At 69.0% G+C, this 19,728-nt stretch carries 22 protein-coding genes; 10 read left to right on the top strand and 12 right to left on the bottom strand.

Annotation, left to right across the window (positions count from 1 at the left end; genetic code table 11):
- Positions 1-190: 190 nt before the first annotated feature.
- The gene (locus ADL12_RS20565; protein ID WP_062704131.1) at positions 191-1,858 is read right to left on the bottom strand and encodes a fumarate hydratase; all 1,668 of its coding nucleotides are present in this window, start codon (positions 1,856-1,858) and stop codon (positions 191-193) included.
- 152 nt (positions 1,859-2,010) lie between these two features.
- On the opposite strand from ADL12_RS20565, the gene ADL12_RS20560 reads away from it, so the two are divergent.
- Both ADL12_RS20560 and ADL12_RS50670 read left to right on the top strand, forming a co-directional pair.
- A complete protein-coding gene (locus ADL12_RS20560) occupies positions 2,011-2,736 on the top strand; it encodes a DUF1707 SHOCT-like domain-containing protein (protein WP_062704130.1) in 726 nt (241 codons plus the stop codon).
- A 174-nt stretch (positions 2,737-2,910) separates the two neighbouring features.
- Positions 2,911-3,288 (top strand): WhiB family transcriptional regulator, encoded by a 378-nt coding sequence (locus tag ADL12_RS50670; RefSeq protein WP_079052169.1) that lies wholly within the window; start codon positions 2,911-2,913, stop codon positions 3,286-3,288.
- Positions 3,289-3,467: 179 nt separating this feature from the next.
- On the opposite strand, the gene glpX is transcribed toward ADL12_RS50670, so the two are convergent.
- Positions 3,468-4,505 carry a class II fructose-bisphosphatase gene (glpX, locus tag ADL12_RS20555; protein ID WP_062704129.1) on the bottom strand — a complete coding sequence of 346 codons (1,038 nt, stop codon included), beginning with the start codon at positions 4,503-4,505 and terminating at the stop codon, positions 3,468-3,470.
- A 128-nt stretch (positions 4,506-4,633) separates the two neighbouring features.
- Between glpX and ADL12_RS20550 the strand changes: the two genes are divergently transcribed.
- Positions 4,634-5,161: a DUF4245 domain-containing protein gene (locus ADL12_RS20550; protein WP_062704128.1), complete on the top strand. Its 528-nt coding sequence runs from the start codon at positions 4,634-4,636 to the stop codon at positions 5,159-5,161.
- Positions 5,162-5,261: 100 nt separating this feature from the next.
- On the opposite strand, the gene ADL12_RS20545 is transcribed toward ADL12_RS20550, so the two are convergent.
- From ADL12_RS20545 to xseA, 3 genes are all read right to left on the bottom strand, one after another.
- Positions 5,262-5,852, bottom strand: coding sequence for a malonic semialdehyde reductase (locus ADL12_RS20545; protein ID WP_062704127.1), 591 nt, complete (start codon positions 5,850-5,852; stop codon positions 5,262-5,264).
- Between the two features lie 178 nt (positions 5,853-6,030).
- Positions 6,031-6,276: an exodeoxyribonuclease VII small subunit gene (locus ADL12_RS20540; protein WP_062704126.1), complete on the bottom strand. Its 246-nt coding sequence runs from the start codon at positions 6,274-6,276 to the stop codon at positions 6,031-6,033.
- Between the two features lie 9 nt (positions 6,277-6,285).
- Entirely contained in the window at positions 6,286-7,518 is a 1,233-nt protein-coding gene (gene xseA / locus ADL12_RS20535) for an exodeoxyribonuclease VII large subunit (protein WP_062704125.1), read from the bottom strand.
- A gap of 155 nt (positions 7,519-7,673) precedes the next feature.
- Here xseA and ADL12_RS20530 point away from each other — a divergent pair, with 155 nt between their 5' ends.
- Together ADL12_RS20530 and ppgK are read left to right on the top strand one after the other, a co-directional pair.
- Positions 7,674-8,702 carry a 4-hydroxy-3-methylbut-2-enyl diphosphate reductase gene (locus ADL12_RS20530; protein ID WP_208614580.1) on the top strand — a complete coding sequence of 343 codons (1,029 nt, stop codon included), beginning with the start codon at positions 7,674-7,676 and terminating at the stop codon, positions 8,700-8,702.
- 29 nt (positions 8,703-8,731) lie between these two features.
- Complete coding sequence (ppgK, locus tag ADL12_RS20525; RefSeq protein ID WP_062704124.1) at positions 8,732-9,481, top strand: polyphosphate--glucose phosphotransferase; 750 nt, start codon at positions 8,732-8,734, stop codon at positions 9,479-9,481.
- A gap of 62 nt (positions 9,482-9,543) precedes the next feature.
- Here ppgK and ADL12_RS50665 read toward each other — a convergent pair whose 3' ends face one another.
- The gene (locus ADL12_RS50665; protein WP_107119975.1) at positions 9,544-9,948 is read right to left on the bottom strand and encodes a DUF6542 domain-containing protein; all 405 of its coding nucleotides are present in this window, start codon (positions 9,946-9,948) and stop codon (positions 9,544-9,546) included.
- 680 nt (positions 9,949-10,628) lie between these two features.
- On the opposite strand from ADL12_RS50665, the gene ychF reads away from it, so the two are divergent.
- The 3 genes from ychF (at position 10,629) to ADL12_RS20505 (ending at position 13,482) form a co-directional block, all read left to right on the top strand.
- Complete coding sequence (ychF, locus tag ADL12_RS20515) at positions 10,629-11,738, top strand: redox-regulated ATPase YchF (RefSeq protein ID WP_062704122.1); 1,110 nt, start codon at positions 10,629-10,631, stop codon at positions 11,736-11,738.
- Positions 11,739-12,154: 416 nt separating this feature from the next.
- Positions 12,155-12,673: a hypothetical protein gene (locus tag ADL12_RS20510; protein ID WP_244187985.1), complete on the top strand. Its 519-nt coding sequence runs from the start codon at positions 12,155-12,157 to the stop codon at positions 12,671-12,673.
- A gap of 233 nt (positions 12,674-12,906) precedes the next feature.
- Complete coding sequence (locus tag ADL12_RS20505) at positions 12,907-13,482, top strand: hypothetical protein (RefSeq protein WP_159053226.1); 576 nt, start codon at positions 12,907-12,909, stop codon at positions 13,480-13,482.
- A gap of 119 nt (positions 13,483-13,601) precedes the next feature.
- On the opposite strand, the gene ADL12_RS20500 is transcribed toward ADL12_RS20505, so the two are convergent.
- Together ADL12_RS20500 and ADL12_RS20495 are read right to left on the bottom strand one after the other, a co-directional pair.
- The gene (locus ADL12_RS20500; protein ID WP_159053225.1) at positions 13,602-13,949 is read right to left on the bottom strand and encodes a hypothetical protein; all 348 of its coding nucleotides are present in this window, start codon (positions 13,947-13,949) and stop codon (positions 13,602-13,604) included.
- A 316-nt stretch (positions 13,950-14,265) separates the two neighbouring features.
- Positions 14,266-15,108: a hypothetical protein gene (locus ADL12_RS20495; protein WP_062704119.1), complete on the bottom strand. Its 843-nt coding sequence runs from the start codon at positions 15,106-15,108 to the stop codon at positions 14,266-14,268.
- 453 nt (positions 15,109-15,561) lie between these two features.
- Here ADL12_RS20495 and ADL12_RS20490 point away from each other — a divergent pair, with 453 nt between their 5' ends.
- Positions 15,562-15,975, top strand: a complete 414-nt coding sequence (locus tag ADL12_RS20490) for a hypothetical protein (protein ID WP_062704118.1) — start codon at positions 15,562-15,564, stop codon at positions 15,973-15,975.
- A gap of 30 nt (positions 15,976-16,005) precedes the next feature.
- Here the strand turns inward: ADL12_RS20490 and ADL12_RS20485 are convergent, their stop codons facing one another.
- The 4 genes from ADL12_RS20485 to ADL12_RS20470 form a co-directional block, all read right to left on the bottom strand.
- The gene (locus ADL12_RS20485) at positions 16,006-16,269 is read right to left on the bottom strand and encodes a hypothetical protein (protein WP_062704117.1); all 264 of its coding nucleotides are present in this window, start codon (positions 16,267-16,269) and stop codon (positions 16,006-16,008) included.
- 510 nt (positions 16,270-16,779) lie between these two features.
- A complete protein-coding gene (locus tag ADL12_RS57730) occupies positions 16,780-17,397 on the bottom strand; it encodes a hypothetical protein (RefSeq protein WP_062704116.1) in 618 nt (205 codons plus the stop codon).
- The gene (locus ADL12_RS20475) at positions 17,390-17,815 is read right to left on the bottom strand and encodes a hypothetical protein (RefSeq protein WP_062704115.1); all 426 of its coding nucleotides are present in this window, start codon (positions 17,813-17,815) and stop codon (positions 17,390-17,392) included. Before ADL12_RS20475 ends, ADL12_RS57730 begins: the two co-directional genes overlap by 8 nt.
- A 37-nt stretch (positions 17,816-17,852) precedes the next feature.
- A complete protein-coding gene (locus tag ADL12_RS20470; protein WP_062704114.1) occupies positions 17,853-18,371 on the bottom strand; it encodes a hypothetical protein in 519 nt (172 codons plus the stop codon).
- 259 nt (positions 18,372-18,630) lie between these two features.
- Here ADL12_RS20470 and ADL12_RS20465 point away from each other — a divergent pair, with 259 nt between their 5' ends.
- Complete coding sequence (locus tag ADL12_RS20465) at positions 18,631-19,728, top strand: ImmA/IrrE family metallo-endopeptidase (RefSeq protein WP_062704113.1); 1,098 nt, start codon at positions 18,631-18,633, stop codon at positions 19,726-19,728.

Below are 19,728 nucleotides of genomic sequence, written 5' to 3'. Positions count from 1 at the left end.
TTCACGCCGGTCCGTGCATTTCAGCCCGTCTGGGGGTGCCCCCTCTGGGGGAGTTTGAGGACGAGGCCGTTCAGGCCGATGGGGGTCCAGGGGGCAAAGCCCCCTGGCGGGGTAGAAGGGGCGGAGCCCCTTCAGGATGGGACGGGTAGGGGCGGCGGGGGCGAGATCCGTCCCCGCCGCACCCGAGCCACTACGCCAGCCCCGGCCCCCGCACCGGAATCGACGTGAACGTCGGCGCCGGCGCCGGGTCCTGGAAGAAGTCGTTGCCCTTGTCGTCGACCACGATGAACGCCGGGAAGTCCTCGACCTCGATCTTCCAGACGGCCTCCATGCCGAGCTCCTCGTACTCGACGACCTCGACCTTCTTGATGCAGTCCTGCGCGAGGCGGGCGGCGGGGCCGCCGATGGAGCCGAGGTAGAAGCCGCCGTGGGTGCCGCACGCGTCGGTGACCTGCTTGCTGCGGTTGCCCTTGGCCAGCATGACCTTGGAGCCGCCCGCCGCCTGGAACTGCTCGACGTAGGAGTCCATGCGGCCGGCCGTGGTCGGACCGAAGGAGCCGGACGCGTAGCCCTCCGGCGTCTTCGCCGGTCCCGCGTAGTACACCGGGTGGTCCTTCAGGTACTGCGGCATGTCCTCGCCCGCGTCCAGCCGCTCCTTGATCTTGGCGTGCGCGATGTCACGGGCCACGACCAGCGGACCGGTGAGTGAAAGCCGGGTCTTGACCGGGTACTTGGTCAGCTCGGCGAGGATGGCGTCCATCGGCTGGTTCAGGTCGATCTTGACGACGTCCCCGTCCGACTCCAGGTGCTCGTCGGTCGTCTCCGGCAGGAACCGCGCCGGGTCGGTCTCCAGCTGCTCCAGGAAGACGCCCTCTGCGGTGATCTTCGCGACGGCCTGGCGGTCGGCGGAGCAGGACACGGCGATGGCGACAGGGCAGGAGGCACCGTGCCGCGGCAGCCGCACCACCCGCACGTCGTGGCAGAAGTACTTGCCGCCGAACTGCGCCCCGATACCGATCTTCTGCGTCAGCTCGAAGACCTTCTCCTCCAGCTCCTTGTCCCGGAAGCCGTGCCCGAGCGGCGAACCCTCGGCCGGGATCTCGTCCAGGTAGTGCGCGGAGGCGTACTTCGCGGTCTTCAGCGCGTACTCGGCGGACGTACCGCCCACCACGATCGCCAGGTGGTACGGCGGACAGGCGGCCGTACCCAGCGAACGGATCTTCTCCTCCAGGAACTTCATCATGGAGGCCTCGTTCAGAACGGCCTTCGTCTCCTGGTAGAGGAACGACTTGTTGGCCGAGCCGCCGCCCTTCGCCATGAAGAGGAACTTGTAGGCGCCGCCGTCGGTGGCGTACAGCTCGATCTGCGCGGGCAGGTTCGACCCGGTGTTCTTCTCCTCCCACATGGTGAGCGGAGCCATCTGCGAGTAGCGCAGGTTGAGGTTCAGGTACGCGTCGTAGATGCCGCGGCTGAGCGCCGCCTCGTCGCCGCCCTCGGTCAGCACGTTCTGACCGCGCTTGCCCATCACGATCGCCGTACCGGTGTCCTGGCACATCGGCAGGACACCCGCCGCCGCGATGTTCGCGTTCTTCAGCAGGTCCAGGGCGACGAACTTGTCGTTGCTCGACGCCTCGGCGTCGTCGATGATGCGCCGCAGCTGAGCCAGGTGCGCAGGCCGTAGATAGTGCTGGATGTCGTGGATGGCCTCCTCGGCCAGCTTGCGCAGCGCCTCGGGCTCGACCTTGAGGAACGTCCGCCCGTCGGCCTCGAAGGTGGAGACACCCTCGGCGGTCACCAGCCGGTACGGGGTGGTGTCCTCTCCCATGGGGAGCAGATCGGTGTACGCGAACTCAGGCATCTCAGCCCATTCCTCACTCGGCAGACGGCAGCCGCCTCCATTGGCGGCCCCATCAGCGTAGAACCTGTCCAAGCCCGGAAGCTTGTGAGGTAAGGCTCAGTTCGTCATCCACAGGGGTATCGCGATCTATCGTGTTTGGGTAATCTGCTGCCGTGGACCTTCAGAAGCGCCCCGCGCCCACCGCGCCCACCGTCTCCGCCGTGTCCGACGTGTCCGACGTGTCCGATGCGTCCGAGCTCCGCGCCTCCGACGCCGATCGCGACCGGATCGCCGACATCCTGCGCGACGCCCTGGCCGAGGGCCGCCTCACCGCCGATGAGCACGCCGAGCGCGTCGAGGGCGTGCTGGCGGCCAAGACGGTCGGTGCACTGGATGTCTTCATACGGGACCTGCCCGCAGCCCGCGAGCGCCGCGCACCCCATGTGCCCGCCCCCGGCCGCCTCGCCCCCGGCGCCATCCCGGCCGACCCCGACGACACCGTGGTCGCGGTCTTCAGCAGCGCGGTCCGCAGGGGCCGCTGGCGCGCGGGCCGCCGTATCCACGCATACGCGATCTTCGGCAGCGTGGAGATAGACCTCAGCGAGGCGCTCTTCGAGTACCAGCAGGTCGTGGTCCGGGCGATCTCGGTCTTCGGCAATGTCGAGGTCCGCGTCCCGGAGAACGTCTCGCTGCGCGGCACGGGCGGCGGTGTCCTCGGCAACTTCGAGGTGGACACGCTCGATGCCGAGGATCCCGCGGCGCCGGTCGTCCTTGTCGACGGCTGGGCCGTGCTCGGGAACATCGAGGGCCGGCCGAAGCGGGGGAAGATCGTCGCGGACATTCTCGATCGCGTGCAGCGCAAGGTCGACAGGAGTTTGCGCAAGCATCTGGATCATTGACGGTTGTGAATTCGACGTCTTCGTCCCGGCTCCGCAGCCGTCCCGGTCGCCGCACAGTGGCGCGCAGGACCCCCCGAAATCCAGCGCTTCGGAACTGACTGCATAGGCGCGCGCACAGCGGGTAGACCTTGCTGCATCGTCTCTCGCTCGCGAAGCCGTCGTCAGGAGTAGACCGTGCTGCAACCGCCGCATTCGTCCCTGCAGGTCGCTGCCGTTCCGGCCCAGCGGGTGCCAGTGCGAGACAGGGACCAAGACGCCCCGTGGCATACAGAGGCCGTGTGCCGCCGCGACGAGGCCGGCCTGTTCTTCGCCCCCTCAAAGGAGCCCACCGCGGCCCGCCTCTCCCGCGAGGAGGCGGCGAAGCGAGTCTGCGCCCGCTGTCCCGTCATGGTCGAGTGCCGGGAACACGCTCTTCTCCAGCCCGAACCGTACGGCGTCTGGGGCGGCCTCACCGCAGCAGAACGCCGAGTGGTCCTGGCAAGGCGCCGCCGCCGCGACATGGAACTGAAAAAGGCGGCGAGGGCAGCGAACCGCATAGCCCAGGCAGGCTGAGCAACAAAAAGGGCGCCCCCTCCGCACCGGGGGCGCCCTTTTTGACTCAGGGGAGTGGGCCAACCCAAGGGGCGCGGGGCTGTGTCGATATGCGGCTCTGCCGCGTGGGCGCGACCAGCCACACACCACCCGCAGTCGCCGACAATCCGCACTCCCGAGCTACTAGGCGCACGTGCTCCCTACTTCGCGCGGTCGAAGTCAATCGCGCTGTAGGCCCGCAGCTTGCTCAACCGGTGCTCGGAGTCGATCCTCCGCACCGTCCCCGACTTCGACCGCATCACGATCGAGTCGGTGGTCGCGGTCTCCGACCGATACCGCACGCCCCGCAGCAGCTCACCGTCGGTGATCCCGGTCGCGACGAAGAACACGTTGTCCCCGGCGACCAGGTCATCGGTGAGCAGCACCCGGTCGAGGTCGTGCCCGGCGTCGATCGCCCGCTGCCGCTCCTCGTCGTTCTTCGGCCACAGCTTGCCCTGGATGGTCCCGCCGAGGCACTTCACGGCACACGCCGAGATGATCCCCTCCGGCGTACCGCCGATGCCGAGCAGCATGTCGACGCCGGTGCCCTCGCGCAGCGCGTAGATGGACCCCGCGACATCGCCGTCGGAGATCAGCTTGATGCGCGCACCCGCGTCCCGGATCTCCTTGATGATGCCCTCGTGGCGAGGCCGGTCGAGGATGACGACGGTGACGTCCTCCGGCGTGGACCGCTTCGCCTTCGCGACCCGGCGGATGTTCACGGACACGGGCGCGTCGATGTCGACGAAGTCGGCGGCCTCGGGGCCGGTGACCAGCTTGTCCATGTAGAACACGGCGGACGGGTCGAACATGGATCCCCGGTCGGCCGCGGCCAGCACGGCGATGGCGTTCGGCATGCCCTTGGCGGTCAGGGTGGTCCCGTCGATCGGGTCGACGGCGATGTCGCACTCGGGCCCGGTGCCGTCGCCGACACGCTCCCCGTTGAAGAGCATCGGCGCCTCGTCCTTCTCGCCCTCACCGATGACGACGACGCCGTTCATCGACACGGTGGAGACGAGGGTCCGCATGGCGCGCACGGCGGCGCCGTCGGCGCCGTTCTTGTCGCCGCGCCCGACCCAGCGGCCCGCGGCCATCGCCGCCGCTTCGGTCACGCGGACCAGTTCCAGGGCGAGGTTGCGGTCGGGGGCTTCGCTGGGTACTTCGAGCTCGGACGGCAAATGATGATGATTCTCGGTCATCGAGGCGCACCTTTCTGATACGACGACGGCCGGATGAGGGTGACGAACCTGACTCTATCCTCGGGCACGCAGAATGAGCAGGGGGCCCCACGGATGAGCAGGCCAGGGCACCTGCGACGATAGGGGGCGTGGCAGGTTCGAACGGCAAGCAGAAGCAGAAGTCGGTCCGGAACATGGTCCTCTCCCTGGGAGTGACCGTGCTCGCGGCGGGAGTCATCTATCTCTTCGTCCCTCATGAGGACGGCGCTCCCGACCTCCCGCGGGTCGACTACCGCGTCGAGCTGCTCACGGCCCGCCGTGCCGCGTCCTACCCGGTGGTCGCGCCGCAGGGGCTGCCCGACACCTGGAAGGCGACGTCCGTCCGCTTCAAGGGCGACGACTTCGACGCCTGGCATCTCGGCTTTCACACCCCGGGCGGGGAGTACGTGCAGGTCGAGCAGTCGACCGAGAAGCCGGTGACGTTCCTGGAGGAGGCCACCCAGGGCGGGCGGGCGACCGAGGTGACCGAGCAGATCGGCGACCGGACGTGGACGCGGTACACGGGCGGCCGGTACGACGCGCTCGTGCACCAGGAGAAGGGCGCGACGACCGTGGTGGCGGGCACGGGGTCGTTCGAGCAGCTGACGCAGATGGCGAAGGCGCTCAAGGCGGAGTGACCGTCCGCGCACGAGCTGGCTGACGACGAAAGGCCCCCGGCGACATCGCCGGGGGCCTTTCGTGTGCGCGGGTTCGGCGCCCGCTGGGTGCTCGGGTCGGTCAGACGGTCGTGATGACCTGGTCGAACTCCAGGCGCGGGGAGCGCGGGTACCAGGCGTCGGCGCCCGGCTTGCCGATGTTGACGACCATCAGCGGGGTGTGGTCGTCGTCCAGGAACTCCTTGCGGACGCCCTCGAAGTCGAAGCCGGTCATCGGGCCGGCGGCCAGCCCGGCGGCGCGGACGCCGACGATGAAGTACGCGGCCTGCAGGGCGGCGTTCAGCGAGGCGGCGTTCTCGCGGGCCGCGCGCTCGCTGAAGAAGAGGTCCTTGGCCTGCGGGAACGCCGGGAAGAGGGCCGGCAGCTCCTCGTGGAACTCGTTGTCCGCGGACAGGATCGCGACCAGCGGGGCGGCGGCGGTCTTGGCCTGGTTGCCCTCGGCCATGTGCTGCACCAGGCGCTCACGGGCATCGGCGGAGCGGACCAGGGTGATGCGCAGCGGGGTCTGGTTGAAGGCGGTGGGGCCGTACTTGACCAGGTCGTAGATCGCCTGGACCTGCTCCTCGGTCACCGGCTCGTCGGTGAAGGTGTTCGCCGTGCGGGCCTCGCGGAACAGCAGGTCCTGGGCGGCGGAGTCAAGAACGAGAGACATGCGTGAACCTTCTCGGGATGTGCGGCGTGCGCTAAACGGACCGGGGACCGGTTGTCGTGCTTCGACGGTACGCGAGGTAAGTTCAAGCTTCAACAAAAGGCGGGGTGTGGTGATCCGCTTCACATCACATTGATGACGTCGCGACCTCACGACTTCACGACTTCACGACCTCACGACCTCACGAGTCGTCCCGGCCGTCTCCCTGCTCGGAGTCGGCCTCGGCCTCCTCGGCGAGTGCCGCGTCCAGCCGCGCCCGCGCCCCCTCCAGCCAGCGCCGGCACACCTTGGCCAGCTCCTCGCCCCGCTCCCAGAGCGCGAGGGACTCCTCCAACGTCGTACCGCCCGCCTCCAGGCGCCGTACGACCTCGATCAGCTCGTCCCGGGCCTGCTCGTACCCGAGGGCCTCTTCCACCTTGCTGGTCATTCGCCCACCCTATGCATCGGCCTGTGCGTCGACGCGTGCGTCGACTCGTACGGAGAACTCACCCTCGGCGACCCGCGCCCGCAGCGCCTCGTCCGCCGTCACCTCGCCCGGATCACGGACCACATGCCCGTCGGCCTTCTGCAGCACCGCATACCCGCGCTTCAGGGTCGCCGCGGGGGAGAGGGCCACCACGCGCGCGTGCGTGTGCGTCAGCTCCGACTCGGCGCGGTCGAGGTGGTGACCGAGGCAGCGGCGACCGCGGTCGAGGAGCGAGGCCACATGATCGGCCCGCTCGTCGATCATCCGGTGCGGATCCTCTATCGAGGGCCGCGCGAGGGCGTGGGCGAGCCCGCGCTCCTCCCGCTCGATGAACGCCTCGACACACCGCCGGGCCCGGTCGCGCAGCATCCGCACCCGCTCGTACTCCTCGCCCACATCCGGTACGACCTTCTTGGCGGCGTCGGTGGGGGTGGAGGCGCGCAGGTCGGCGACGTAGTCGAGGAGGGGGGTGTCGGGCTCGTGCCCGATGGCGGACACGACGGGTGTACGGCATGAGGCGACAGCCCGCACGAGCTGCTCGTCGGAGAAGGGCAGCAGATCCTCGACGCTCCCGCCCCCGCGGGCAACGATGATCACATCCACGTCGTCGATCTCATCGAGCTCCTTCACCGCCTGCACGACCTGCGGTACGGCGTGCACGCCCTGCACGGGGACGTTGCGCACCTCGAAGCGGACGGCGGGCCAGCGGTGGCGGGCGTTCTCCAGTACGTCCCGCTCGGCGGCGGAGGCGCGTCCGCAGACGAGGCCGATCAGCTGCGGGAGAAAGGGCAGCGGCTTCTTCCGCTCCGGCGCGAAGAGCCCCTCGGCGGCGAGGGCCTTCTTCAGCATCTCCAGCCGGGCGAGCAGCTCGCCGACGCCGACGGGCCTTATCTCGGCCGCGCGCAGGGAGAGCTGGCCGCGCGGGGCGTACCACTCGGGCTTGGCGAGTACGACGACCCGGGCGCCCTCACTCACCACGTCGGCGACGTCGTCGAACACCTGCCGATAGCAGGTCACGCTGACGGAGATGTCGTACGACGGATCCCGCAACGTCAGGAACACCACGCCGGCACCCGGCCGCCGCGACAACTGCGTGATCTGCCCCTCGACCCACACCGCCCCGAGCCGGTCGATCCACCCCCCGATGAGCCGCGACACCTCACCGACGGGCAGGGGCGATTCGGGCGACGTGTTCACAGCCATGCGCCGAGCGTAACGGCCGGGGCTGACAAATCAGCCCCTCCGGCGTTTGAGGAGCGGGGCGCCAGGGGGCAGAGCCCCCTGCAGGGGTGGAAGGGGCGGAGCCCCTTCAGGATGGGACGGGTAGGGGCGGTGGGGGCGAGGAACGCACCCTTACGATGGGACGCATGACTGCTTCGTCTGGCCGCCGTGTCCTGCTCGCCGCCCCCCGTGGCTACTGCGCGGGAGTGGACCGCGCCGTGATCGCCGTCGAAAAAGCCCTGGAGCAGTACGGGGCTCCGGTGTACGTCCGACACGAGATCGTCCACAACAAGTACGTCGTGCAGACCCTGGAGAAGAAGGGCGCCATCTTCGTCGAGCGGACGGAGGAGGTCCCGCCGGGCAACATCGTCATGTTCTCGGCGCACGGCGTGGCCCCCGTCGTCCACGAGGAGGCCGCGCGCGGCAAGCTCGCCACCATCGACGCGACCTGCCCGCTGGTCACCAAGGTCCACAAGGAAGCCGTCCGCTTCGCCAACGAGGACTACGACATCCTCCTGATCGGGCACGAGGGCCACGAAGAGGTCATCGGTACGTCCGGCGAGGCCCCCGACCACATCCAGCTCGTCGACGGCCCGGCCGATGTCGCCAAGGTCGAGGTCCGTGACCCGTCGAAGATCGTGTGGCTGTCGCAGACCACCCTCTCCGTCGACGAGACCATGGAGACCGTCGACGCGCTGAAGGAGAAGTTCCCGCAGCTCATCTCCCCGCCCAGCGACGACATCTGCTACGCCACGCAGAACCGTCAGCTCGCGGTGAAGCAGATGGGCGCCGAGGCCGAGCTGGTCATCGTGGTCGGCTCCCGCAACTCCTCCAACTCCAAGCGGCTGGTCGAGGTCGCCAAGCTGGCGGGCTCGCGCGAGGCCTACCTCGTGGACTTCGCGAGCGAGATCGACGAGGCCTGGCTGGAGGGCGTCACGACAGTGGGCGTCACCTCCGGCGCCTCCGTCCCGGAGGTGCTGGTCGAGGAGGTCCTGGAGTGGCTCGCCCAGCGCGGCTACGGCGACGTCGAACTCGTCAAGGCGGCCGAGGAGTCCATCACCTTCTCCCTGCCGAAGGAACTGCGCCGCGATCTGCGCGAGGAGGCGGCGGCGCTGATCGCCGAGCGCACGGGGGCCGATGGCGGCTCCGGCGACTCCGCGGAGTGACTGTCGGTCCTGCGTCGTAACGTAGGGCCATGCAGATCTTCGGCTTGGACATCGGTGGTTCCGGGATCAAGGGTGCCCCGGTGGACCTCGACAGGGGCGATCTCGCTCAGGAGCGCTTCAAGGTGCTCACTCCGCACCCGGCCACGCCCGACGGCGTGGCCGACGGTGTGAAGCAGGTCGTCGAGCACTACGGCTGGACAGGGCCGGTCGGGCTGACCTTCCCCGGCGTGGTCACCGACGGATCCACGATCCGTACGGCGGCGAACGTCGACAGAAGCTGGATCGACACGGACGCGCGCGCGTTGTTCAGCGAGCGCCTCGGCGGCCTCCCGGTGACGGTGGTCAACGACGCGGACGCGGCCGGCGTGGCCGAGATGCACTTCGGCGCGGGCCGCGACCGCCGAGGCACCGTGATCCTCCTCACCTTCGGCACGGGCATCGGCAGCGCGCTGTTCGTCGACGGCGCCCTGGTCCCCAACACCGAGCTGGGCCACCTCGAACTCCACGGCCACGACGCCGAGAAGCGCGCCTCCAGCAAGGCCAAGGAGGACGAGGAGCTGACCTGGGAGCACTGGGCCCACCGCGTCCAGAAGTACCTCGCCCATGTCGAGATGCTGTTCTCCCCGGAGCTGTTCATCATCGGCGGCGGGGTGAGCAGGAAGTCCCACAAGTTCCTGCACTACATCGAGGGCATCAAGGCCGAGATCGTCCCGGCGCAGCTGCAGAACAACGCGGGGATCGTGGGGGCGGCGATGCGGGCGGCGGAGAAGGACAGCTGAGGGATAGCGGAGGGACGGCTGAGGGACAGCGGAGAGACAGCTGAAGGGCCGCTGGGCGACGCTCACACCGACCGGCGGCGGGCTGCCGCCGCCCTGCGCACCATCAGGCGGACCCTTCGTACGATCACGATGAGACCGGTGATCAGCGTCCCCCCGTACAGCCACCCGGCCTGCGTGGCAAGGGCGGTCACGATCCCCATCAGGTGACCGCCGATCCCCCCGCCCTGGTCGGCCACCGGAACCAGCCCTACGGCGAAGGCGATCGGCACCACCACCGGCGCGGTCATCAGGTCGCCCCTGCGCACCCAGACCGCGGTCAGCACACACACCGGCAGGAACAGCACGCTGTACACCGTGAGCGACGACCCGAACAGCAGCGCGTCGAGGTGGCCGAGCAGGAACATCACGGCACCGCAGAACAGGCCACTGCCCAGCCCGGTGAGCCGGGGATTGGGAAACCGGCGCACAGCCTGCGGCGCGGAGGACGGCCCGGCGGGTCGCCGTACCGCCGCTGCCGCCGGGGCCGTACCCGGGCGGCGCTGGGAGACGGGCCGGGTCGACCGGGCGGGCTGGGCGGATCCGGCGGCTCGGGACGGCCGGGCCGGGCGGGAAGACCGTGCCGCGGAGGCGGACCCGGAAGACCGGGACGGCCAGACGGACCGATCCGAACCCCTCACACCGCGCACACCGCTCACCCCCCTCAAGCCCCCCACCCCCCGCACACCGCCCGCACCCCGCGCGAACTCTTCCGCGCCGCGCCTCGTACGACCTTCGCCCCGCTCCACACTGTCCCCGTCCGGCGCGAACCCGCGCTCACCCCGCGCGAACCCGTCCTCGCCCCGCCCCGCACCACCCCCACCCTGCGTCGCCTGCGGCGGCAACGGAGGCGGCGTACCGCGGCGCGAGTCGAACCCGGCAGGTCGCGCCCTGTCTTGCTCCACTGCACCAACCTAGGTCGGTTTATGTGGTGAATCGGCCCTCAGACACGCCCTGGGGTCGACCTTGGCCAGGTGTTCGATACGGCGCCGGGGCCCGGTCCGGTACGCCGTAGACTGGTGGATCGGCCCGTGCATCTGCATCGAAGAACGAAGAAGGACCGGGCCCCAGCCCAGCCCCTGAAGTCCTCTCACGTACGGGAAGTCGCAACGTGTCGCTCACGATCGGAATCGTCGGTCTGCCGAATGTCGGCAAGTCGACCCTGTTCAACGCCCTGACCAAGAACGACGTGCTGGCGGCCAACTACCCGTTCGCCACGATCGAGCCGAACGTCGGCGTCGTGGGCGTCCCGGATGCGCGCCTCACCAAGTTGGCCGAGATCTTCGGCTCCCAGCGCATCCTCCCGGCGACCGTCGACTTCGTCGACATCGCGGGCATCGTGCGCGGCGCCTCCGAGGGCGAGGGCCTGGGCAACAAGTTCCTCGCGAACATCCGTGAGTCCGACGCGATCTGCCAGGTCATCCGCGCCTTCAAGGACGAGAACGTCGTCCACGTCGACGGCAAGGTCTCGCCCAAGGACGACATCGAGACGATCAACACCGAGCTGATCCTCGCCGACCTCCAGACCATCGAGAAGGTCCTGCCCCGGCTCCAGAAGGAGTCGCGGATCAAGAAGGACGTCGCGCCCAAGGTCAAGGCCGTCGAGGAGGCCAAGGAGATCCTGGAGAAGGGCGACACGCTGTTCTCCGCGGGCATCGTCCAGGGCTCGGGCAACGAGGAACTCCTGCACGACCTGCACCTCCTCACCACCAAGCCCTTCCTCTACGTCTTCAACGTGGACGAGGACGAGCTGGTCGACGACGACTTCAAGAACGAGCAGCGCGCCCTGGTCGCCCCCGCCGAGGCGATCTTCCTCAACGCCAAGCTGGAGGCGGACCTCGCCGAGCTCGACGAGGAGGACGCGATGGAGCTGCTGGAGTCGGTGGGCGCCGACGAGCCGGGCCTCGCGACCCTCGCCCGCGTCGGCTTCAACACCCTCGGCCTGCAGACCTACCTGACGGCCGGCCCCAAGGAATCCCGCGCCTGGACCATCAAGAAGGGCGCCACTGCCCCCGAGGCCGCCGGCGTCATCCACACCGACTTCCAGAAGGGCTTCATCAAGGCCGAGGTCATCTCCTTCGCCGACCTGGTGGAGACCGGTTCGGTGGCGGATGCCCGCGCCAAGGGGAAGGCGCGGATGGAGGGCAAGGATTACGTGATGCAGGACGGGGACGTGGTGGAGTTCAGGCACGGAGGAACGTCTGGGAGCGGGAAGAAGTAGCTGCTCCACACGATCGCCCGGTGCGTCGAGCAGGAGGCCGACCCTAGCGCCGCCGCGCCGCTGCTCGCCGAGTACGAAGTCGCGTTCAACTAGAACCGCTCCGTCCTGCCCGACCAGCCCGACGAGGCCGCCGTCGAAGCATGGCTATGCCGCGTCCGCGCGCACTTCTACGAGCCGGACGGCACCCAGCCGCGAACCTGATCGATGGCCATGAAAAGGGATCCGCTGTGGCAGGGCCAGGTCATGTCCACGAGGCGGGCTACTGGTGGATCCCCGTCCGCGTGGTCTTCAACTACCGAATCGGCTGCGTTATCAGAGGGCGGCCACGTATCGAATCGGTGAACCTCACTTCGACAAGCGCACAGCAACATCACCCGGCAGTACGATCCCGACTCCACGCACTCCTGGGGGGGACCATGAGTAACGACATTCCGCCGCAACCAGAGACCCCGCCGCCTCCGCCCTCCGAACCGGCGAGACCACCATCCCCAGCGCTGGCGCCGGGGAAGAGACGACCCGGACCACTTGCCGCCGGTCTCATCGGCCTCGCCGTCGGCGCCGGAGTTGTCGGCGCTATCTGGGCCATCACAGCCACCAGAGGGCCTGACACGTTCACTCTCCAGGGAAATTTCGCCCTCACCGAGGACATCACCAGCGACGGGGAAGACGACGACTGCAAAGGGCGCTACGACTCTGGATACGACGACATCGCCGAAGGCACCAGCGTCACTGTGTACGGGGCGTCCGGGGATGTCGTCGCCACCGGGGAACTCGGCGACTCCACCTACGACTCGTACATCTGCACCTTTGACATCGCTGTGCCAGACGTGCCCAAGGGCGAGAAGTTCTACAAGGTCGAGGTCTCCCACCGCGGCACCGTGCAACTCTCGGCGGAGCAAGCGGAGAACGGCGAACTCGTAGCGAGCCTCGGATAGGCATGGGACGTCGGGGCTTGGCCGTGGCCGCGTCTAGGCGGTGACCCGCGCCGCCGTCGGCACCCCGACGCCCGCCATCTGCGCCGGGTTCGCGCGCCACCCCATCGGCCGCGTCCGCTCCCTCGCGCTGCGCCTCGTAGGCGCCGGAGCCGCCACGCTCCAGCTCATCACGCCACCAGGAAAGGAGCCCATCAGCCCGGCCGATTGTCATACCCGTGCGTCAGGATGAGCCCATGGACGCAACAGCCCTTATCGCATCGGCACTTCGAGGATCAGCCAGCGCGGCCACGAAAGCCCTCAGCCGCTACCGTCCCATCGGAGTGCCCCGAACAGGGAGCCCGGAGGATCGCGCAGGGGCCTACTTCCACTTCCTCGACACGACGACGAGACGTGTGCGCGCCACGATGCGCATCCACGACATCGTGCTGAGCGACGCACTCGATGGAGCACCCATGGGAGCCAGCACCGTCGCGTTGGATCTGCACAACCGGTGGAGCAACGCCGAGGATGAGTTTCTCAGCGCGATCATGGCCGTGCGGCTCTGTGGGACGTCCTACGTTACGGAGGCGGCCGACAACCTGTTCTCCATCTTGCAGAACATGCAGGCCAGCAACCACGACGAGGACAAGTACGAGGACGCCTATCAGGCTGCGCTGAAGGAGTTCCCGAAGGCGCTCAATGCCTTCCTCGAAGCCGCGCGGCATGATCTCGCTTACAACCCCAAGTGGTGGCAGCTTCCTCGGCGGTGGCGCGAACGGCAGTACCGCAAGGGGCGCGCGAGTGCCGAGGCCCCGGCGCTTTCTGCCTGAGGCTTACGCTGAGCGGGAGCCCTTGAAAGGGGCAGGCGTACCAGGCGGCCGTACACCGCCTGCGTTCCGGTGGGCCGCGCGAACCCGTGCGCCCGGATACGGGGAGTGCGTCTGCTGCGTCAGCGCGACGTGCGCCGCTTGGAGGCCCTGCGGTCGTAGTTCCACCGCTCGAACGAGGCGTAGGCGGCCGCGAGTCCGACACCACCGGCCAGCCATATGCCAGCTGTCTCGTAGCCAAGCGGGGCGCCAACCAGGGTGCCCACCAGCGCAGTCAGCGCAGCGAACCCTCCGAATCCGATGGAGGCTTTGTACCGCCACGTGTCCCGTTCTTCTGCCGCTACGCGCCACCGACCGTGCAGCTGCGCAGCCGCGCAGACCGAGCACACCATGAGGAGGTACGTGGACATGCCGACCGTGCCGACCTGGACGGTGGCCACGCCTTTGGCATTGTCGCACTCGTCGACCAAGTGACCAGGGTGAGCTATGCGGCAGGGGCACTGGCACTCGATCTCGCCAGCGCCTTGGCGAGCAAGCTCGAACCCAACCGGACTCCACTCCGTGCGGCGCCGCAGTGGCCCGTCGGAGCGCTCCGGCATGCTGTAGCCGTCAAGATCCCGTGGCATGGTTCCCCGCCCGATTGCGCCGTCGTGAAGGAAGTGAGCCTACTGCCGGGCGCGTGCCCGCACGTGGGATCCACTCCGAGGGTTAGCGCCAGGGGTGACGCGCAGGGAAGGGAGCCAGAGCACCCGGCGAGGCCGCCGCGAGCCTGAACCGCGGCACCTGTCACCCCACCCGCCGGCGAGGCCCAGGGCGCCACCACGGCACCCCGGGCCTTTCGTCCGTATCCCCTGAACGGTACGTGGGCTCGGGCAAGCGCTCCCCGCGCCGACGCGAGAGCCAGTACGTCCGCTGATGGGTGGGGTGCGACTCGAACTCCAAGGAGTCGACCCCGCTCTCCGTGTCGACCACCCAGATACCCGAGCGCGTCCTGTCCGGACGGACCGGGCAGCCAGTCAGTTCCAGCTCCCACGTATCGGTGACGCCATTATCCCGGCGCTCGTGGACGGTGACCGTGCCGGTCACGCGGTGTGGGAGAGGGCGGCCCTCCTGGCGGGCCTCGTAGTTCTCCGACAGCTCCTTGATCGTGAAGTCCTTATGCAAGAAGAGGTTTTGGCTCACGGTGCTTTTGCCGCTCGGCCAGAGCACCGCCGGCCTGACAGGCTGCCGACGGCCATCCTTCTCGCGGATCAGATTGCCGCCATACTCAACGGACACATACTGCTGCGGGGCCAGATTCTCGACTAGGACGCGGGCTTGCAGCACGATCCGCTCGCTCTCCTTCGCCGGGAAGTGCCACTCGTAGCCAGCAGGCCATTCGCCTGCGATCACGCCGAACTGCGACGCCCCGTGCGGCGGCCAGGCCGCGTCGGTGAGCCGAACGGTTACTGGAGGAGCTTGGGCGTCCAGCCGCGCGCGAGCAGCATCGATTGCAACCGCCTCGGAGGCGATGAGCGCGCGCTGCGCAACTTCGTTGCCCTGACGAATCCGGCGTGCCTGCCAGGCGACCGCACCGAAGGCGAGAGTGCCAGCCACCGCTTGACCGGCGATCCAAGGAGTATCGGACATGACGGCAATTGTCGTATCAGTCGGGTGCGAAGCGCCAACTGGCTGGTCAGAAGGGTGCTTTAACGGCGTTCACCGGAGCCGAATGGATGAAGTACCTCGGAAAAGGGGCCCGTTCCCGTCTGTCACAGATGCGCCACGAAGCATGCACACACCAGCGATAAGCCGCACAACACCCCCCATAATGACGGGGGGTCAGCATGTTCTTGGGGGGAACCAATACACGCCAGACGAACCGCGCTCGCCACCATCGTCATCCTCGCCGCCACCCTCAGCGCCTGTAGCGAGCCCACACAGGGCAAGGCCGAGCGCGCCAACGCCGCGAGCAGTTCGCCGGCCTCCAGTTCGCCCGACTGCGGGCCCGACTCCGAGCTGTCTCAAGCCGACTGGGCGGAGCAGTGCGCCAGCGACAGCCCGGCCGCCGCGACCGACGAGCAGCCGGACACTGAGCTTGCGGTGGGCGACACCTTCGCCTACACCGACGGCCTCAAGGTGAAAGTCGACAGCATCCGCACCATCACCAAGTACGGCGAGTACGACGACAAGCCCGACGCCGACCGCACCCCGTTCCGCGTCACCTTCACCATCACGAACGGCACGAAGAAGCCGTACGACATGGACAGCTTCGGGTACGACGCACAGGGCGCCACTACCGGAGGCCAGACAGAATTCCTGTACGTCGAGGTCGACTCCAAGCAAATGGGAGGCCGCCTCGCCCCCGGCCGCTCCGCCACGTTCACGTCCGAGTACTCGCTCGCCAAGAGCGACGGCAAGGACATCGTGTTCACCATTTCCCGCTCGGATGACGCGTGGCTGGAGAGCGGCAGCTTCCTCGGCGACGACCCGAACTGGACCGGCACCATCAAGTAGTCCTCTGCTGCCGCCACCGCCGGCCGCCCACTATCCTCGACGGTACATCTGCCACTTCTGCGGCAGGTACCAGAGGTCATCGCGGCAGACGTCTGTGAACTCGCGCTGTGCTTCGACGACCTTGTTCGTCGCCTCCATCACCTCGTCAGCGGTGCTTGACGAGGTGTGGTCGAACAGCTCGATGACCTGCTCCAGTACGGCGTCTGCCGCGCGCAGAGGCACAGGGTTGGCGACGAGGTGCAGGTCGAGGTATGCGTGGAGAACCTGGCCCTGGGCGTGCGCCAGCCTGTGCATGCCTTCCTTGGCGGCTCGCTGTGCCTTGAACGGCTGGCAGAGAGGGAGTCTGAGGCGTCCTGAGGGTGCGACCCGTGCCCCTACACCGACTAGTGGAGTTCCGGCACGGAGGAACCTCTGGGAGTGGCAAGAAGTAGCTGCCGAACCGGCGCCGCAAGCTGGCCCGGCGCGCAGCCGGATGCCGATGTGGAGCGCGAGCCCCGATGCCGCCCAGACCTTCACGTCGACCTGCTGCCAGCCGCAGGCCTTGAGTCGCGCGTGAACAGCCGAGCGCCAGCCCTTGCTCGACGGTGAGCGGCCCGCCGTCGGAGGCGGCGAGGAGGGTGGTGGACGCGTCGTCGAGGGTCACGGTCATGGCGGGCCTTGGCCTCTTGGTGCTCCGGGCGAGGGTGAGACGGAATGCACGTACGTGGGCGGTCAACTGCGGCCGGGGCGGGCCGAGTGTTGGTGAAGGCGCAGGTCAGGGGGAGGGAGAGGGGCTGGGGACGGGGGGCGTACGTGTATTTCGTCTCACGGCGAGCCGCCCGCGGGGCCGCCGGGAGCACCGGGGGCCGTCCCAACGGCTGGGGGAGCGGGCACGGGTGGGGGTGGCATGGCGCGGCGCGGGCGCGGGAGGAGGCGGCGGGCGCGGCCCCGGGGGCGAAGGTGCGCCTCCACCGCGGCCATGTACCGCTCGCGGACATCCGCCAGCGCCCGCAGGTCGACGACCGACGTCGGGATCACCATCGCCGTGTCGTCCACCACTGGGGGCGAGAGCCACGCATCCTTCATGCTCCGCCCGGCCACCGTCCGCGTGCGGGCGACGAGTTCGTCATACGCGGCGCCCACCTCCGGGGCCTCGAAGCGGACCCACGCCTCGTGCCAGGTCAGTCTGGCCTGGATCTCCCGCAGCTGCTCCGACAGGCGGACCCGCTCCTCGGCGGCGGCGTCCGCGCGGCGGCGCCGCACGGCGTACGCCATCTCCGTGTACTGGATGCTCACCTCGTACGCGCTCGCTAACAGTTCCTGCTTCCGCTCCCGCAGCTGGGCGCGGCGGCTGATCCGCGCCTGGACGCCGAGGATGAGGCCGGTCACGAGTGCGGCGAGAACGGCGGCGTAGGGGCCGAAGGCCTTGATCGCGTCAGCCAATGATTTGGTCCTGTTCGTCGAGGCCCGGCGAACCGTGGCCGTGGGGTGCTTCGAAGCCCGGCCAGATGCTGGTGGCGCGATAGGCAGACTCCCAGCGCAGATGGCGGACGATGATCGCGACGAGGAGCCGCCCGCCGTCACCGGGCGACCAGCGGCGCGAGGGCGCGTCCTTCGGGTACCAGAGGCACAGGGAACCGTCGGGGTTGCGGTGGGCGGGGCAGTCGGGTCCGCGTGCGTGGACGCGGGGGACTGCCGGATCGCCGGGGGCGAAGACGATGCGGAGACTGTGCGAGGGCACGATCCGCACGTGCGGGTAGACCTGGACGGTGAACCCGGACGCGAAGTCGGCGGGCCTGTCCACCTCGCGCACGTCGAGCCCCGTCGAGCGCATCCCGGTCAGCAGCTCGGCGCGGGCCATGGGACGGGCGAACCAAGGACGGCGCGCGGGACGCCGGTCACCGCTCAACGGCCGTGTCCTCCCGCCACGAGCGCGTCTTGGGCAGGAGCAGGCTCGCGCCCGCGAGACCGAGGCTGGCGGTGGTGCTCAGGGGAGTGGAGGCGGCGGAGAAGGCGCGCTCGCGTTCACGCATCGTCTTGGGGAAGAGGTGCTCCAGGACCTCCGCCACCGTGTCGATGTCGTCGGGGTCGGCGATGGCCTTCGCGAGCTTGTCGGCGGCGACCCGCAGCCGCCGCTCGGCGTCCGCGTCGGGGATCAGCGGCTTGAGGTCGGGCGAGACGGAGCGCGGATCCTTGGTCGGCTCGCCGCGCTGGAGGCGCAGGGCGGCCTCCAGCAGCACCGTGTGGACCGCGCCGACGAGGCCCATTCTCGGCTCGACGAACTCGTAGGCCCACACGGAGAGTTGGTGCGAGGAGAAGCCTGGCTTCGTGGCCTGAGCATTCCACGCCTTGAGGATGCGGATGGCGCGGCGCCGGGTGCGCAGCAGGGCGTCGGTGCCGGACGTCAGCAGCTCCACGTGGCCCTGGGGGTCGCTGGCACTCCAGGCCTTCTTGGAGCCCGGGGCCCGCTCCAGGTCGGGGATCCACAGCCCGCGCCCATTGGGGCCTTGGCATGCCGAGTGTGCCGCTGAGGCGAAGAGCCGAGCTGGACTGGCAGACCGTCGGGCGGATTGCCTCGGGACAGGGCCGGCGGCGCACCGCACTTAGATTTCGAGTGAGGAATATTTCGTGGTGCTATTCTGAGGTCTGATGTGAGGCTTTGAGGAGGTGTGAAGGATGGCCGATGCGCAGGCGAACCCGGGGATGCTCATGCTGTTGCGTGAGTCCCGCGGGATGACACAGGCGGAGGTCTCCACCGCCATGACGAAGGCCTCGGGGCCGGAACCGACGGTGGTCTCACAGGGATACGTGAGTCGTGCCGAGTCGGGCCGCCTGATGGTCACGGACGACCGCCTGGAGTGGTACGCGGCCGCTCTGGGCTACCCGTCCGGCCTGCTGTGCCTTGACCCGCAGGTGGGTGGGGTCGGCGTGGGGCTGGTCCACCACCGCAAGAAGGCCGCGCTTGCAGTCTCCGCGCTGCGGCGGGTGCATGCGCAACTGGCTCTGACGCGTGTGCAGGTCCAGGAGATCGCCGCGGCTGCCGAGAAGCCGCTCGAAGAGCACCGGTTCTTCCGCGTGAAGCTCTCCGCCCTCACGACCGCGAAGGACGCGGCCCGGCAGGTGCGCAAGGCCTGGGCGCTTCCGGCCGGCCCGATCCCGGACATGATCTCGGTCGTGGAGACGGCCGGAGCGGTGGTGGCCGTCCGTGACCTCGGCGGCGACCTGCTCGATGCGGTTAGTCAGTGGGACGGCGTCGGCGTCCCGCTGCTCCTCGTCAACGAGCTGGCGCCGGGGGATCGTTGCCGGTTCAGCGTTGCCCACGAACTGGGGCACCTCGTCATGCATGCGGAACCCGGCGCCGGTTCCCAGCAGGAGAAGCAGGCCGACGCCTTCGCGGCGGAGCTGCTGATGCCCGCCGCAGACATCCGGGGCGCCTTCGCGGGCCGGGTGGACCTGCTGAAGCTGATGGAGTTGAAGCGGATCTGGCGGGTGTCGATGAGCGCACTACTGCGCCGGGCGCTCGATCTGGGCGCGCTGACCGAATGGCAGCACCGCACGGTCATCATCGAGATGTCCGCGCTCGGCTATCGCATGGCCGAGCCCGTAGAGATTCCCCGTGAACAGCCCCGGGCCGTGCCCGCGCTCGTGCGCACCCTGCTCGACGAGCGCGGTCTCACCCTCGAATCGGCAGCGGCCTGCGCGCATCTGCTGCCCGAGGACTTTCAGCACCTGTACGTCGAAGGACCCCGCACCACGCCTCTGTCACCGCACTGA

It is taken from the genome of Streptomyces regalis (genome assembly GCF_001509475.1).
Lineage (GTDB): Bacteria > Actinomycetota > Actinomycetes > Streptomycetales > Streptomycetaceae > Streptomyces > Streptomyces regalis.
This window is presented reverse-complemented; position numbering and strand designations above follow the sequence as displayed.